The sequence below is a fragment of the Anaerosolibacter sp. genome (genome assembly GCF_029240175.1).
In the GTDB taxonomy this organism is placed as follows: Bacteria; Bacillota; Clostridia; order Peptostreptococcales; family Thermotaleaceae; genus Anaerosolibacter.
Map to the genome: position 1 here is coordinate 82,231 of NZ_JARBTM010000010.1, position 16,523 is coordinate 98,753.

At 37.3% G+C, this 16,523-nt stretch carries 19 protein-coding genes; 2 read left to right on the plus strand and 17 right to left on the minus strand.

Annotated features, from left to right (window positions below; genetic code table 11):
- Positions 1-58: 58 nt before the first annotated feature.
- The 12 genes from K0R93_RS08970 to K0R93_RS09025 form a co-directional block, all read right to left on the minus strand.
- Complete coding sequence (locus tag K0R93_RS08970) at positions 59-400, minus strand: rubredoxin-like domain-containing protein (RefSeq protein ID WP_330685118.1); 342 nt, start codon at positions 398-400, stop codon at positions 59-61.
- Positions 401-500: 100 nt separating this feature from the next.
- On the minus strand, positions 501-761 hold the full coding sequence (locus K0R93_RS08975; protein ID WP_300300164.1) for a YkuS family protein: 261 nt from the start codon (positions 759-761) through the stop codon (positions 501-503).
- Positions 762-966: 205 nt separating this feature from the next.
- Positions 967-1,140: a hypothetical protein gene (locus K0R93_RS08980; protein WP_300300166.1), complete on the minus strand. Its 174-nt coding sequence runs from the start codon at positions 1,138-1,140 to the stop codon at positions 967-969.
- 109 nt (positions 1,141-1,249) lie between these two features.
- Positions 1,250-1,789, minus strand: coding sequence for a hypoxanthine phosphoribosyltransferase (hpt, locus tag K0R93_RS08985; protein ID WP_300300168.1), 540 nt, complete (start codon positions 1,787-1,789; stop codon positions 1,250-1,252).
- A gap of 112 nt (positions 1,790-1,901) precedes the next feature.
- Complete coding sequence (locus K0R93_RS08990; protein WP_300300171.1) at positions 1,902-2,441, minus strand: cob(I)yrinic acid a,c-diamide adenosyltransferase; 540 nt, start codon at positions 2,439-2,441, stop codon at positions 1,902-1,904.
- 259 nt (positions 2,442-2,700) lie between these two features.
- On the minus strand, positions 2,701-3,036 hold the full coding sequence (locus K0R93_RS08995; RefSeq protein ID WP_300300174.1) for a YkvA family protein: 336 nt from the start codon (positions 3,034-3,036) through the stop codon (positions 2,701-2,703).
- Positions 3,037-3,151: 115 nt separating this feature from the next.
- Entirely contained in the window at positions 3,152-3,880 is a 729-nt protein-coding gene (locus K0R93_RS09000; protein ID WP_300300176.1) for an ABC transporter ATP-binding protein, read from the minus strand.
- Positions 3,874-4,647, minus strand: a complete 774-nt coding sequence (locus K0R93_RS09005) for an ABC transporter ATP-binding protein (RefSeq protein ID WP_300300178.1) — start codon at positions 4,645-4,647, stop codon at positions 3,874-3,876. The genes K0R93_RS09000 and K0R93_RS09005 overlap by 7 nt, the downstream gene beginning before the upstream one ends.
- A 3-nt stretch (positions 4,648-4,650) precedes the next feature.
- Positions 4,651-5,541: a branched-chain amino acid ABC transporter permease gene (locus K0R93_RS09010; RefSeq protein ID WP_300300180.1), complete on the minus strand. Its 891-nt coding sequence runs from the start codon at positions 5,539-5,541 to the stop codon at positions 4,651-4,653.
- Positions 5,542-5,553: 12 nt separating this feature from the next.
- On the minus strand, positions 5,554-6,432 hold the full coding sequence (locus K0R93_RS09015; RefSeq protein ID WP_300300182.1) for a branched-chain amino acid ABC transporter permease: 879 nt from the start codon (positions 6,430-6,432) through the stop codon (positions 5,554-5,556).
- A gap of 50 nt (positions 6,433-6,482) precedes the next feature.
- Positions 6,483-7,664 carry an ABC transporter substrate-binding protein gene (locus K0R93_RS09020; RefSeq protein ID WP_300300185.1) on the minus strand — a complete coding sequence of 394 codons (1,182 nt, stop codon included), beginning with the start codon at positions 7,662-7,664 and terminating at the stop codon, positions 6,483-6,485.
- Positions 7,665-7,894: 230 nt separating this feature from the next.
- Positions 7,895-9,481: a DEAD/DEAH box helicase gene (locus K0R93_RS09025; protein ID WP_300300187.1), complete on the minus strand. Its 1,587-nt coding sequence runs from the start codon at positions 9,479-9,481 to the stop codon at positions 7,895-7,897.
- A 171-nt stretch (positions 9,482-9,652) separates the two neighbouring features.
- On the opposite strand from K0R93_RS09025, the gene K0R93_RS09030 reads away from it, so the two are divergent.
- Complete coding sequence (locus K0R93_RS09030; RefSeq protein ID WP_300300190.1) at positions 9,653-10,132, plus strand: hypothetical protein; 480 nt, start codon at positions 9,653-9,655, stop codon at positions 10,130-10,132.
- A gap of 50 nt (positions 10,133-10,182) precedes the next feature.
- Here the strand turns inward: K0R93_RS09030 and K0R93_RS09035 are convergent, their stop codons facing one another.
- Both K0R93_RS09035 and K0R93_RS09040 read right to left on the minus strand, forming a co-directional pair.
- Positions 10,183-11,739 carry an ABC-F family ATP-binding cassette domain-containing protein gene (locus K0R93_RS09035; protein ID WP_300300192.1) on the minus strand — a complete coding sequence of 519 codons (1,557 nt, stop codon included), beginning with the start codon at positions 11,737-11,739 and terminating at the stop codon, positions 10,183-10,185.
- Positions 11,740-12,051: 312 nt separating this feature from the next.
- Positions 12,052-13,362, minus strand: a complete 1,311-nt coding sequence (locus K0R93_RS09040; protein WP_300300194.1) for a hypothetical protein — start codon at positions 13,360-13,362, stop codon at positions 12,052-12,054.
- Positions 13,363-13,582: 220 nt separating this feature from the next.
- Between K0R93_RS09040 and K0R93_RS09045 the strand changes: the two genes are divergently transcribed.
- Positions 13,583-14,524, plus strand: coding sequence for a hypothetical protein (locus K0R93_RS09045; protein ID WP_300300196.1), 942 nt, complete (start codon positions 13,583-13,585; stop codon positions 14,522-14,524).
- Positions 14,525-14,630: 106 nt separating this feature from the next.
- Here the strand turns inward: K0R93_RS09045 and K0R93_RS09050 are convergent, their stop codons facing one another.
- Genes K0R93_RS09050 through K0R93_RS09060 form a run of 3 tightly spaced genes read right to left on the minus strand, consistent with a single transcriptional unit; the run spans position 14,631 to position 16,206 of the window.
- Positions 14,631-15,026, minus strand: a complete 396-nt coding sequence (locus K0R93_RS09050; protein WP_300300198.1) for a GNAT family N-acetyltransferase — start codon at positions 15,024-15,026, stop codon at positions 14,631-14,633.
- 48 nt (positions 15,027-15,074) lie between these two features.
- Entirely contained in the window at positions 15,075-15,908 is an 834-nt protein-coding gene (hisJ, locus tag K0R93_RS09055) for a histidinol-phosphatase HisJ (protein WP_300300200.1), read from the minus strand.
- 40 nt (positions 15,909-15,948) lie between these two features.
- Positions 15,949-16,206: a hypothetical protein gene (locus tag K0R93_RS09060; RefSeq protein WP_300300203.1), complete on the minus strand. Its 258-nt coding sequence runs from the start codon at positions 16,204-16,206 to the stop codon at positions 15,949-15,951.
- Positions 16,207-16,523: the final 317 nt, after the last annotated feature.

Consider the following 16,523-nt stretch of genomic DNA (forward strand, 5'->3'; position numbering starts at 1 on the left):
AGGATTTTACTTCCAAGGCATCGTCCTAATAAAAAGAAAAAAAGAGCACCAAGTGCTCTTACTCTGCTCCCCATTTTCCTTTTTTCATATGAATCTCTAACTCAGCAACAATCATTTTTCTTAATAAAATAGCTTGCTCTTTTGCTTTATTAAATATGGCTACACAACCAGGATCTAAGTCATCTTCAATGCCTGCATCGGCGATATCTTCAACTTCTTGAAGGACATTGTAAAGCTCCATATGTAATCCATTGCTAAATTCAGAACGTACAACTTTTGTTATATCTTCCTCTTTTAATTCAACAAACTTTTCTTTTGGCGCTCCACATTTTGGACACTTTTCAGGTGCCTCATCTCCTGTATGGATATAATTACAGACTTCGCACTTAAATAACTTCATTTTCATCATCCTCTCCTGACAATTTCATCATTACAAGTATATACTTATCCATTTCATTTATGCTTCAAACATTTTTCATATATAATTTTTTCTAACGGACCTATCGAATAGAATCGATTCTATTTACGATTTCATCCTCACTTAATTCATCAGCATTTAACATAACAACAAATTGATTATTAGATGGTACTCTTTCACTTGTCATGGTAGGGGGATGTGCATACCCGACATTTTCAGAATACACAAGGGCATCAATCGGCTCATCTGCAGCGTTATAATCTGTTACATAATACCCCTTATTTCTTAGTCTATTTGCAATACTATCCAATCCGCCTTGAACAGCTATTACTTTACTGTGCATGCTATAACCTCCTGAATATCTCATTTTTCTTTAGTTTTCTCATTTTTTCAACAGATATTCAGAAAGTATATTATCCTTATAAAAATCCTATATATATTCAATTGAAAAACGTAATTTTCTATATACACAAAAAGAATCTCCTTCTAAAACTCAATTTCCTTAGGAGATTCTTTGACTCTTTATTCCAGATACGTATGTAGTACGATTAACCCATTGCCTGTTCTAGCTTATCAAGATGCTGCAAAGGGAACATTCTTAGCAACTCTTTGAATTGATCTACCGTAAGTCCTTGGGTAGTTGTATAGATTTCAATTTTTTCATCCACATTTGCACTTCTAAATCTTTCTTTGATTTGATCAAAATTTACAGCGGCTTCCATCATATCCCTCCTTTGTTTATATTGCTATTTACAATATTAGTATAGGAGTTCAAATGTATTTTTATTCTTCCTTGTCTATTTTGGTAAGCACGCATATTTGATGTACAATTTACCTCTCGTATACTTCTCTCTTTAAGATTGCCACATAGGGCAGATTCCTATATTGTTCGGCATAATCTATCCCATAACCTACAATAAATTCGTCTGGTATATCGAATCCTTTATAATTCACATTTATGTCTACTTTACGTCTTTCAGGCTTGTCTAAAAGCGTGCATATTTTCAAACTATTTGGCTTTCTAGACAGTAAATTGTCATATAAATAGTGCAGTGTTAATCCAGTATCAATAATATCCTCAACCACTAGTACGTCTTTTCCTTCAATACTATCATCTAAATCCTTTATGATCCTTACAACACCTGAACTCTCTGTGGATAAGCCATAACTAGATACCGCCATAAAGTCAATCTTCACCGAAGTTCCAATTTTACGCATTAGATCACTCATAAAAACATTGGCACCCTTCAAAACACCAATCATCAATAAATCTTTTCCGTGATAATCCTTCGAAATCTGATCTCCAAGCTCAGTTATTTTCTCATCTAATTGAGCTGGGGTAAATAAAATTTCCTTAATATCGTTTTTCATAGGTTTCACCTCACTAATATTACTATGGTCATTATAGCATATTTTTATAATACATGTACATTTTTCTAACTTATATTTTTATTGTTCGTACTTTTCAACAAAATAAAACCATCTATTGAGATGTTTTTTTGAATTCAACATATTTTAATTCTGATTCTAAATATCTTGCCAAGGCATAGATGACATCGGATAAACGATTTACATATTTAATTAATATATCACTTACCGCTTCATGTCTGCTCAAGGTCAAAATCCTTCTTTCTGCCCTTCGACATATGGTTCTAGCAACGTGCAGTGCTGCACTAGCTTTATTACTTCCTGGAATAATAAATTTATCTATCTTATCTATCTTCTCAAGATACGTATCAATGATTTTCTCTAGACTGCCAACATGATCCTCGTGGATCTTCTCTGGAAATTTTTCCCGATCTTTCGTAGCAAGTTCTCCAGCCACATCAAACAGTTCCCGCTGTATGTTATATAGTATCTCAACAATATCTATATCCTCCACAAAGTTTCTCGCAAATCCTATGCTGGAATTCAGTTCGTCTACAGTTCCATAGCTTTCCACCCTCAAACTATCCTTATCTACCCTAGTGCTATCGTATAAGCTGGTTTGCCCTTTGTCGCCTGTCTTGGTATATATTTTCATAGATTCACTACCTCCTATGATTTCTTTCATAAATATGATACCCAAATATATTCCAGTTACACATGTCAAGCATATAAAAAAGCATCTAACGATGCCTTCGCTAGGGGAACCTAGTTCCCCTTCGACGGCTGCTAGGCAGCCTGAGCACCCCTCTGACTACGGCATAGGAATACTTCCCCTGCACCCCTGATTTTTAATTTAATAGGAAAGTAGAACTTTCCTATTAAATTAAAAAATAACATCCCTCAAAAGGGATGTTCTACTCATCATCTATCTTATAGTCCACATCATCAATTATCTTTTCCTTGTCAAATTCCTTAGAAATTTCAGAAGGAAGATATTTTTCTAATTCGTCAGAAATACGGGATATGATATATGTGATCAACACAGCATCATCGATAAAACCCAATCCCAGTACTGGATCTGGAAGTATGTCAAAGGGGCTTACCACATAAACAATACCTAACACAACCATAATTTTTTTCCAAATCAATGTTTGAGGATCTTTGAGATATCTGGGCAAAAGGCCAATTTTCCTAATTAGTATCCATGCTGCTCTCAGCCAGGTTTGTTTATTACTACGGCCTCTACTCATTTGTTCGCCTCCCCTCTAACACTATTTTAGCTTAGGATGTGTTAGTTTTCAACGAATTATTTCACGAATAAATTTCCCTACATCATTTTTATAATATTATACTGACTAAATCGAACTAGTCATTAGACCTATAAGACTTTAAAGTTTTTCCAAGATAAGCTTCCTGAATGGAAGGATCTTTAATAAGTTCGCTTCCTGTGCCAGTTTTCACGATTCTTCCTTGCTCCAACACATAAGCTTTATCAGCAATCGATAAGGCCTTATATGCATTTTGTTCAACCAACAGTATGGTTTTATTTAACTTCTTAATATCCTTAATGATTTCAAATATTGTCTTAACCAGCAGCGGGGCAAGTCCTAGCGAAGGTTCATCCAGCAGTATTAGATCTGGATTACTCATCAATCCCCTGCCTATTGCCAGCATCTGCTGCTCTCCTCCACTAAGCGTTCCTGCTGGCTGATCGACCCGCTCAGCCATTCGAGGAAAAAGTTCAAATACTTTTCCCAAGTCCTTTTCAATCCCATGCTTATCCTTTCGTAAATAAGCCCCCATCATCAAATTGTCCTTTACAGTTAGATTGGCAAAAACAAGTCTGCCCTCGGGAACCTGGGATATTCCTGCAGCCACAATTTTATAGGGTATCTGAGGTAGACTTTTTCCCTTAAATGATATTTTCCCTTCCTTTGGTCGAATGATCCCTGATAGGGCATTTAAGAAAGTTGATTTTCCTGCCCCATTTGCACCGATGATGGATACAATTTGCCCCTGTTCAACATTTATATTTACACCTCTCAAAGCATGAATCCCGCCATAATATACTTGTAAATTTTCTACCTTTAGCAATGCTCTTCCTCCTCTCCTAGATAAGCTTCTCTCACCTTCGGATTCGTTTGAATATCTTGAGCAGTGCCATCTGCCAATTTTTGTCCAAAGTTTAATACCATGATTTTATCACAGACACCCATGATCAAATCCATGTGGTGCTCAATAACAACAATGGATAATCCAAAGTGTTCCCTAATTTCTTTAATCAGCTCCATCAATTTTATTGTTTCATCCGGGTTCATTCCGGCTGCAGGCTCATCTAATAGGAGCAGGCTGGGATTCAATGCCAACGCGCGAGCAATCTCCAGCCTGCGCTGCATGCCATAGGGTAAATTGGACGCGATAATATTTTTTTGGCTGCTCAATCCCAAAATCCCCATGAGCTCCTGGGCTTTTTCATGGAGCTTTTTTTCTTGCCCCTTAAACTTATGATCTCTTAACAAAGCATTTACGATACCATAGGTAGCATTGTCATGACATGCCGTCAATATATTCTCATAGGTGGTTAACTTCTTAAACAGTCTGATATTCTGAAAGGTTCTTGTGATTCCGCGCTGTGCAATTTTATGGGGTTGAAGATCATGGATTGGATCTTCCTTGAAGTAGATTTCACCTTGAGATATCTTATAGATTCCTGTAATAAGATTAAAAATAGTCGTTTTTCCAGCCCCGTTAGGTCCGATAAGACCAAATATACTGTCCTTTTCCACTTCAAAACTCACATTGCCTACGGCTGTCAATCCCCCAAAGGTTTTTGTTACATTCTTAAACTCTAGTATATTCATTTTTTATCTCCCTCCCATACCTTGGTGTTTCTTATCTTTTTTCACGAATCGGAAGAGAAAGCATTTTATATTCGTGGGTGTGATTTCATATCCTCCCATGAGTCCCTGGGGTCGAGATATCATGATGAAAATCACAGCTGCCCCATAGACTACCAATCTCCATTTATCAAAACTTCTTAATGCTTCAGGTAAAGCGGTTAATATTACCGCACCTAAGGCACTTCCCGAAATACTGCCCAGACCTCCGAAAATAACAATAATCGTCAATTCTGTTGATTTAATAATCTGGAACATCTTTGGCTGCAAAAAACCTAGGTAGTGCCCATATAAACCACCAGCTACCCCTGCATAAAGGGCACTAATCATCAATGACTTCATCTTATATTTGAAAACGTCAATGCCGATAATCTGAGATGCCAGTTCTTCCTCCCGAATGGCAATCATATTTCTTCCGTGCCGTGATCGAATGAGAAATGCTAAAAAGACAATACCAACCACATCAATAATGAATACGTTTAATAGGCTTGTATGTAATGGAATACCCGGCCATCCCCTAGCACCGCCAAAATACTGAACATTATCTAGAATCAGGCGGATAGCCTCCCCTAACCCTAAAGTTGCAATACAGAAATAGTCTCCCTTTAAGTTTAGTGTCAGCTTTCCTATGATTAAGCTGGCCAAGGCTGCAGCCAGACCTCCAACTCCAAGTGCTACCATAAATGGCAGGTGAAAGTGAATCGTCATCACTGCAGTTGTATAGGCTCCTATCGCCATGAAGCCGGCATGGCCAAAGGAAAATAATCCTGTAAATCCTGTTAATAATGAAAGTCCTAAAACAGCTAGAAGATTTATACCCGATAAGATCAAGATACCTTTAATATAAAACCAGTTCATCGTGCTCCCCCCTTATGCCTTATCCTCTGTGGTTTTTCCCATTAAACCTATAGGTCGAACAATCAAGATGAAGATTAATAATGCAAAGGCAATCAAATCCCTATATTGCGATGAAATATACCCCGAGGTGAGCGTTTCTATAATTCCCAGCAATATTGAGCCTATTACCGCTCCCGGCAAACTTCCCAAACCGCCAAACACTGCGGCAATGAAGGATTTCATTGTTATAAACCCTATTTGCGGATACACTGTATATTTCATACCGAATAGTACACCTGCAATCCCTCCGAGAAGACCACCTAGACCAAACACGATCATAATAATTTGATCTGTATTCACACCCATGAGAGCACTTGCCCTTACGCTGTAAGCAGTTGCTCTGATAGCTGTGCCTACCTTTGTCTTCTCTATGACATAGATGAGCGCAGCCAAACTAATCGTCGAGATGACACACATAATCAAGTCCAATCTTCCTATGGACAAGTTACCCACAGCAATTGGCTCGGGAGAGAATATTCTTGGATATGTCTTAAATGTAGGCCCAATCGTTGCAACTACGATATTTTCGAGAAATATAGAAGCACCCATAGCCGAAATAATAAAATATAAAAACGGCGCATTTCTTTTTCTCAAAGGACTATATGCTATTCGTTCAATCACTAGCGCCAAAACACCTGTACCTACGCCTGCAAGCCCAAAAGCTATCAGGAATGGCAGTTTAAAAGCTGTAAGCAGAAAGAATCCTATATACGCACCCATCATGATAACACCGCCATGAGCAAAATTGCTAAAGTTCATGATGCTATATACCAAAGAATATCCTACAGCCATCAACGCATAGACACTGCCTATGGACAATCCATTGATTATTTGCTGCATAAATGCTGTCATTGACTTCACCCCTTATTATTGAATAAGAGAGAGGGGTTGAGCCCTCCCTCTTACTTCGTTGAATACTTTTGTTGGAAAACATATTCTCCATTAACCATTTTAATAATTGCTGCATCCTTTCCTTCTGGATTATGGGTATCTTTACTAATGGTTATTTGCCCTGTAATCCCTTTTACACTTGAAGTCTCTAAAGCATCCTTAATAGTTATAGGATCTACACTATTTGCCTTGTTCACTGCTGCTTCCAACAATTTAACAGCATCATATGCCATATAGCCGTTCAATTCCACAGCAAGACCATATTTCGCTTTATATGCATCTTTGAACCCCTGCACCTCTGGGTCATTAAAGTCAAGATGATTAACGATATAGCTGCCTTCTATGGCATCCTTTGCCATTTCAATCAAAACATCAGAAGGCCATCCATCACCGCCCATAAGCACTGCATTAATTCCCAACTCTCTCGCTTGATTGGCACTTAATGCCACTTCTTTAAAGAAGTATGGCATAAATATGATTTCTGGGTTTGCCTCTTTGATCTTACTTAATTGAGGTCTGAAATCTACATCACCAGACTTAAAAGCCTCTTTGGCAACGATTTCCCCACCCTTCTCAACGAAGGTTTTTTCGAAGAATTCAGTTAATCCTTGAGAGTAATCATCTGCCACATCATATAGAATTGCAGCTTTCTTTAGATTAAGAACATCTACAGCATAACCTGCAGCCACAGCCCCCTGATAAGGATCTATGAAGCATACCCTAAAGTTAAATGGTTTCACATTGCCATCTACCACAGTAACCTTCGGATTTGTCGCGACGGTGGCAATATCCGGCACCTTCATTTCCTCCAACACTGAAGAAATAGCTATGGCCTGACCACTGGCGTTTGGTCCAATGATTGCAGCAACCTTATCTTGTGATGTCAGTCTCTTTACAGCGTTTACAGCCTCAGCAGCATCACCGCGGGTATCATATCCAATAACTTCCACTTGTTTTCCTAGAAGGCCTCCCTTAGCATTGATCTCTTCAAACATCATTTTCACAGTATTCAATTCACACTGTCCCCATACTGCCTGATCTCCAGTTAACGAACCAATCCATCCTACTTTAACAACCTCTGCCGATGCAGGTCCTGCGGTATTTTCCTGTGCAGGCTTAGGGGTACATCCAGCTACACCTAAGGTTACCACCAATAATGCTGCCAGGACGATTAAATAAATCCTTCTTCTCATCTTCTTCCCTCCCCAATTATACTGAAACTTTTGGTAACGAGTGAATGATAGGAAATTCTTTTCTCAACTTCACTTGTATATTCGCTAAGTTTCAATTTGTTAATAGATATTATGAAAAGTGGACAAATATGAAAGAATAATTTTTTATCGATGAATTTTGTTTATTTTAATAACTCAATATGTTAATGATTCAAAAATAGAAAAAAAAGATAGGGTTTTCCCCTATCTTTCTATCTGCCGCTAGCCGGCTCTGCATTTACTTTTTTTCCTCGAATACGCATTTTGTTCATACGCTTAATAACTCGGTCAGCCTCTTCGACTGGCACTTCTACGAAAGTATACTTATCAAATATATCAATAGTACCTACACGATTTCCTGGCAAACCAGCTTCATTAGCAATAGCACCTAATATATCTCCAGCCCTTACACGATCCCTCTTGCCCACATTCATAAATACTCTGGCCATACCAGCCTCTGAAGCACCTGTGTTTTCTAATGGATCTTCAGCGCCTTCCATGATATTAATTTTGTCTCTTTCCATCAAAAGCTTGGCCAAAGCAGCTGCAACATCAATGGAACTATATTCCTCCGTTAATTTCTCTACGATACCGGCATATTCAGTCAAATGACCTTCTTGTATCGTCTTAATAATTCTATTTGAGAAAGTCTCCCTTTGTCTCTCTGCAATATCAGTAAGGGAAGGCACAGGCTTTCTTTTTATTTTGGTCTTAGTAAACCTTTCGATAGTCTTCAAAAGACTGAGTTGTCTTCCAGTTACAAATGTATAGGATATCCCAGTTTTTCCAGCGCGTCCCGTTCTTCCGATTCTGTGCACATAGTATTCGATATCTTCAGGGATATCATAATTGATGACCAAATTCACGTTGTCCACATCTATTCCTCTTGCTGCAACATCCGTTGCAATCAATACTTCAATGGTTCCTTCTCTAAACTTCTTCATTACCCGATCTCTTTGACTTTGCTTCAAGTCACCATGAATACCTTCTACGAAATGTCCTCTACTTTGAAGACTTTCGACCAACTCATCTACACCTCTTTTTGTTCTACAGAAAATAACGCATAAACCCGACTTTTCCATATCTAAGAGCCTAGATAAAACTTCAAGCTTATCTTTTTCTTTTACCTCAAAATAATATTGTTCAATAAGCGGAACTGTAAGTTCTTGATGAACAACCTTTATTTTCTTAGGACTCTTTTGATAATTTTTCGCTAGATTCTCAATCTCTCTTGGCATAGTCGCTGAAAATAGAACCGTTTGTCTATTCTCAGGGGTTTCGTTTAAAATACTCTCAATATCTTCTAAAAAACCCATATCTAGCATTTGATCCGCTTCATCTAATACGACGATTTGAATATCTTGAAGTTTGATTGTTTTTCTACGTATATGATCCAAAAGTCTTCCTGGCGTTCCTACTACGATTTGAACCCCTGCTTTTAATGCCTTTATTTGCCGCTCTATAGGTTGTCCCCCATAAATAGCTAAGGTTTTTACCCCATGCATATGCTTTGCAAACTTGCGTATTTCATCGGCAACCTGCATAGCAAGTTCCCTTGTAGGTGTCATAATCAAAGTCTGAGGATTTCTTGATTTTACATCCAATGCATTTAGTATAGGCATACCAAAAGCAGCTGTTTTACCTGTTCCTGTTTGGGCTTGGCCAACAATATCTTTACCTTCAAGCATATCTGGAATCGCAGCCTTTTGGATAGGTGTAGGCTCCTCAAAACCCAAATCATCGATGGCCTTAAGTATTTCATTTCTTAAACCTAATTCTTTAAAAGTTATCATTTCCATATTTTCTCATCTCTCCTAATTTCTATATCTTTTATCTATTGATTACCCGTTATTTCACGTTATATAGTAATATTATTCTCCTCTCACCAATTTTTTATCCGATTTCGTACAAGCAGTTATATTGTACTATTATTGTTCATATACTGAAGCACAAGGATTGGAGGTCTATTTATGTATCTAAACATACCGGACAAAATGAAACGCAAAACAATTCCCGTTCATCAAAAAATTAATGCCTTTAAAGTCATGTCATTATCAAAGCAGTTTGAAAGAATATTTAAAACGGTCTTTTCCTGTAGGATATTTACGAATCCACAAGAAAACGCATGGTCTTTTACATATCACTCCCAATGGGATATCACAATTACCTTGAGCTTTCACGATCATTATACGAAGCATTATTCCCATATTACCATAAAGGAATTCAATATACCACATATTTTTCGGGAAAAAGGCTTAGATAAAGAACTATTATATGTAATTCTTAGATTCGTAGAGAACCTAGATTTTGATATACTAACATTTTCTATAGATTCAAAGGCCAATGCTTGGCTATGCTCAAACTTCAATTTCAAAGAACTTAACTATCACGAAATGTTCTTAACCCTTAAGCCTAAATTCATCATCAAATCTAATATTACCAATGATTAGATCGTCATGACAAAGCCTCGAGCATAATGTTCGAGGCTTTGTTATGACAATTAAACAATTTTATTGCTCCAGCTTTCCACATTCCAAACATCTGTAATCCAGTCTTGATAAAATTCTGGTTCGTGGCATACAAATAAAACCGTTCCTTTAAAATCCTTTAATGCCTTTTTCAATTCCTCTTTTGCCTCCACATCCAGATGATTCGTTGGCTCATCTAGGATCAAGACGTTACATTCTCTTTGCATCAGCTTACTCAATCTCACCTTTGCTTGTTCTCCACCGCTCAGAACTTTCATCTGACTGGTTATGCGGTCGTTACCTAACCCAGCCAAGGCAAGAGCTTGCCTTACTTCAAATTGGGTAAAGCTAGGAAACTCACTCCACAACTCTTCTAGGGCAGAGCGATCATTATCATAATTAGATTCCTGCTCAAAGTAACCCGGAATCACATAATCTCCCTTTTCAACCCTACCGTCATATGAAGTAATGAATCCCAGTAAGGTTTTTAACAGGGTTGATTTTCCAAGACCATTACATCCCACGATGGCAATCTTCTGTCCTCGTTCCAAGCTGATATTTAACGGCTTTGTTAAGGGTCCATCATATCCAATCACCAGGTCTTTGGTTGTAAAAATAAATCGTCCAGGGGTTCTAGCTTCCTTAAAGAAGAATGTGGGCTTTGCTTTCTCCCTTGGTTTTTCAATTATTTCAATTTTGTCCAGTCGCTTCTGGCGGCTGTTTGCCATTCCACGCGTAGCAACCCTAGCCTTATTTCGGGCAATAAAATCCTCCAGCTTTGCAATTTCTTGCTGCTGTCTATTAAATGCATTGATTTGCTGTTCCTTTTTAATTTCGTATAGTCTCATGAAGTCGTTGTAATTTCCTACATACCTTGTTAGTTCTTTATTCTCCACATGATAGATGATGTTTACAACTTTATTTAGGAATTCAACATCATGGGATATAAGAACAAAACTGTTTTCATAATCCTGTAAAAATCTCGTCAACCAATCAATATGCTCTACATCTAAATAGTTCGTAGGCTCATCTAGAAGTAAAATCGTAGGCTTTTCAAGCAGCAACTTTGCCAAAAGTACTTTTGTACGCTGCCCACCACTAAGATCCTGTACTTCCCTGTCAAAACCAATGGCACCCAGTCCTAATCCATTTCCGACCTCTTCTACCTTGGCATCAATCATATAAAATCCGCTAGATTCCAGTGTATTTTGGATATCTCCCATATCTTCCAGAAGCTTTTCTAGTTCCGTTTCATCTGCGTCTGCCATTCGGTCACCAATTTGGAGCATTTCTTCCTCAAGCTCAAATAAATATTTAAAAGCATCCCGTAAAACCTCTCGTATTGTCTTTCCAGGCGTTAACACTGTATGCTGATCCAAATAACCTACCTTTACACGATTAGACCAGATGACTTTTCCCTCATCGGGGGTCAACTTTCCAGTAACAATATTTAAAAATGTTGATTTTCCCTCACCATTTGCACCTATCAATCCTACATGTTCGCCCTTTAAGAGCCTGAAGGATACATCTTGAAATATGGCACGATCACCAAAACCATGGCTTATATTTTGAACTGTCAAAACACTCATCGTTTTTTCTCCTTTGCTCTTCAATATACATACCTTTCTATTTTATAACAAATACCTTTCTATTTTATAACAAAATCATGCAAAGTTCAAAATAAAAAAATGAGTTTTTTTATTTTTCTACAAAAATGCATCTAACGATGCCTTCGCTAGGGGAACCTAGTTCCCCTTCGACGGCTGCTCGGCACCCTGAGCACCCCTCTGACTACGGCATGGGAATACTTCCCCTGCACCCCTGATTTTTTATTTAATAGGAAAGTAGAACTTACCTATTAAATAAAAAATTTGCAGCAGTAATCCTGCTGCAAACCTCATTTACTTTCTCGGAGCAAATAATATTCCCCTCCGCTTTCTATTTAAATACTCTTCGATGATCTCAATTCTTTCTTCTAATTTTCTTACTTCTGATCTTATCTGATCTATTTCACTATTCTGAGTTGTATTATTTTTTATTTCATTTTTAACTGATTCTTTTACTTCTTTCCCTTGTCTTTTCTCCATTGAATCCAAGATATCTTTCAACCCCCTTAACTCTTCACTCATCATATTGGATGGGCTTCCATCCTTTTCTTTTTTTTTTGATTTTAGCGGAATCTCTGTCGCTTGATCTAAAGAACCAAATCCAATAAAAGAAAAAGCAGGAAATTCTCTACCAAAGGAATAATTTAACTGATAATTTCTCTTCAAGTTTTCATCATTACTTAAAAATTTATAGTGCACAAAAGTCTGTTCCTTCGATGCTTTCCATAAATAAGGTACACTCCATGTATTGCCCATATCCATTGTAAAACTGCTGACTACTTGATCATACTCTGTCCATACAACCCAGAGTTTGTTATCATTATATACAAAAGTCGGATAAGAACAATTTGCTGGATTTGAAACATATTCCTCCGTCATTTTTGTTATTTGATTTCCTTTTATCTTATAGCCTTCATATCTAACAACTAAATTTCCTTCCACATATTCGCTATAGGTCAAATGAAAATTTGTTTTATTCGTCATGAGTATGTCTAAATACATCTTATAATTTGTTCCAAAAGTCAACTGGGTAGAAGCACTCCATTTTTTATTCAGCGTGTCAAAGAACTTTAAAAAAATTTGTTCCTCATTCCCTATTTGATTATAGTAACATAGCATTAAATGATTTTTATCCATAGACAATTGAAAGGGATTTAGCACCTCTTTTCGTCCTATATCTTCCACTTCATAGGTACTCCACGTCTGTTTCTCATATAGGTGATGATAAATTCTATATCGTCGATCGCTTTCCCCACTGGCAACGCAATATAAAATATGAACGGTCTTTTCATAAGCTGTTATATTCAGATTAAGTATTTTTGTAGGATTTGCCTCAACCAATGTGCTGGTGTGCCAGCTGCTATTTGTGTAGTCAAGTAATAAAATACTTCCATCTTTCTTTTGACAGACCACATAAAGGGTATCATCTTTATCAATGGCCACATCAAATGCTAAAGAACAGTCCTCAATCAGCACTGTCTTTTCTGTGTTTCCCAGCGACTTATCAAAGTATACCAATACAATTTTTTCTTCACTCCATAGGAAGCTGTATATATTTCCAAAACTGTCACTTACTAATACACTTGCTTGATTTACAAAGCCCATAACCTCACCACCTCATAAAATAATATAGCCTATCAGGTTTTACGTCCTCTTATCCATCCTAGTATCCTATTTTTAAGCTAATCCCTTCATATCACCATATTCGGACTACTTATAAAATATGACAAATTCCATAACAGCAGTAACATAAAACGGCCTATAGAATATACTGGCATTAGAAATAGATATTTCTAAATATTATTGATGATAAGGAGGTAAGCATATGGCAGGCAACCATAATAATGATGTATTAGGTCTTTCCATTACTGATAGATGCTGTAGAGGTACTACCGGCTGTGATTGGGATGGCACTCTTCGAAGAGTTGTCAATGAACCTATCTATGTTCAAAAGGTATATGATGCAGCCTTATTCAATCTTCAAGGCTTAAGGACTGCAGCAAATCAGGTATTTTCTCCATCCCTAGGTGAAGGTGCAAGAATCATTAGAATACTAGACATCCGCTGTAGAAAATTCTTTAACCCTGCAAACATTAATGACGCAAGAAACCTACGGGCAATCCCCACAACAACAATCTCTGGCGGCGAGGTTGTGGAAGATGGCTGCGGTAACCCTGTACGTGTGATCGGTCCTGATGGAACTGCATCCGAAACATTAGTCTATGCAAATACACAAGATTGCGATGAAGAAGGAAGAGGTACACCTATCTTTGGCACACAAAATGTTGAAATCGTTGGAAGTGTTATCGTAGAAATCGATGCCATATTTACAGATGATTGCGACAAAGAGTGTGAAGTAACGTTAAGTGCAACCATTCCAATTGGTTCAGAGCAACATCCACTATTACTCACTAACTTCTTCGAATTGTGTCTTCCATCTGTAATTGATACAGCTTTCTTGCCAAGATTCACAGAATTCTGCAATATTAGCTGTGAAACAAGATTGGCAACCAACAGCATTTCAAGGGATATCGTGATTGATCCAAGGACCGGAACAGTTAGAGCGAATCTTTTGATCGCATTATGCGTAACTTGCGAGAAAAAAATCATTGTTCCAGTACAATTGTGTGTATTATCTACTGGATTCCCTGTACTTTCTGCTGAGACTGCGCCTATTTGCTCAAGCTTCCCACAACTATTCCCAGATCAAATTGACAGACGTCGCCCCTGTGCGCAAGAAGCTGAAATTGAAGTTCAAACAGAATAGTTAATAAGTAAAAAACACTCAAACGAGTGTTTTTTACTTAAGCTTTATTGGTTTTTTGCTCTGCAGACTGGAGCTCTAAGACAAATTACGACTTCCTTACTGGAATCTATTCCCATTTAAATAATGAGATGAAACCATTGTTTTCCCTTGAGAGACCAAATTTATTGTAAAAATCCTCTTCTCCTGACTTAGTAATCAGTATGGGATTTAACTTGTTTTCTTTGAGAAATGCCAGTAATTCCTCCATAATTTTTGTTCCAACTCTCTGTCTCTGATAATCTTTATGTACAAGCAATCGCAAAATATATGCATGCTTGATTCCATCAGAGAGAACCTGAACAAAGCCAACCAGTTTACCATCCTCACCTCGTGCTGTGATCCATCCCCAAGATAACGCCAATGTTTTATCTAATTTTTCCACTGGGTTTATGGCCCATCCTATGGTCTGAAGCAATTCATTTAATTCAGTGGTATTTATATCTGCGTTCCTCTCAATTTTCATGCTATTCTCCTCTCCGCAATTATTGTTTTGTTCAAGCTCTCTATGATGCTATATTCCTACCTTTTCCCATATACCATTGTTTAAAATCACAACTTCCCTATAACCAACTTCTTTTAAATATGAATAAGCCAAATCAAAACATCCATCTATATACTTTACAGAATGGGCATCTGAATTAACCATAACATCTATGCCTTTCTCTTTACATGCTTTGAGAATCCATTTACTTGGGTAGGGTTCCTTTATATAGCCTCTAGTAATGCCCCCTGTATTTACTTCTACAATTGTCCCATACTGCTTTACAACATCTAGCAATATATCCACTTGATCAATATACCACTGTTCCTGTTCAGAAAAATATCTTCCATCGCCATTATTTTTCTTTACCACATCAAGATGCCCAAGAACATCAGGCTGATGCAGCTCAATCATTTTGATTAACTGTTTATAATAAGCGCATACCAACCTCTTTATATCTCCATCAAAATATTCATTCAATGTTCTTTTGAAATCGTCATCACTGCCATCTACGCTATAGTAGGTATCGTTGCAATGATCACTGAAAAAGTGCACGGAACCAATGTGATAATCAATATCATAGAGATTAAATATATCTCTGACATCCCCGTCAAAATAGTCTATCTCCAAACCAGTATATATTTCGATTCGATCTTTATATTCTATCTCTAACTTACGAATCGTATCAAGATACTTGACTACATTTTCTTCCTGCATCGTCCATACACTATCAAAGGGAATAGGTGCATGACTTGAAAATCCAATGACTTTAAAACCCTTTTTTATGGCTTCTTCGACATAATCCCTTGCCTCCCCAATGCCGTCACAGAAATCACAGTGCATATGATAATTTGATAAGTTCAATTCTATTCCTCCTTAATGAAGTATACTAAGTAATTGAAAATTATAAATTAAGCAATATTCCATAAGCAGTATCATAATCCCTTTTATGCACATAAACGTAATATAAGAATGAGTACTCCGATGTTTGACTAGAATTACCCGTTCTCACCCTTCCTGATCCAAGCATAGGTACACCGCTATTATTGACGATCTTATGTTTATATGGAATATTATTGGTAGCGAGTATTTCACACACTTTACCAAACCGCTGTACGGATTGCCCTACAAAAACTTCTTTTTGATTCCATATCATGATCATGAATTTACCTCCATCTTGTTAAATCTATAATTGCTTAAATATCATTCTAAGGTTATGCCGCAAAGGATAAATTGATGCGACACAAATGTCACATAGGTCCAGATCAAGATTGAGATCGAGTAAAGACGGTAGGGGCGCGGGTTTCAATCTTGATCTCGATCTTGATCTGCGGCATTTATGCCGCATCTCTCTACAATTACGTATTACTATTAACATCCTGCTTTGCCGCAATACAAAAAGATTTGAGGCTTTGTTTCTATAAAGAACTTTTCTATCACATCATCATTACTGAAAAGAATATGTAGAATTTCTTTACC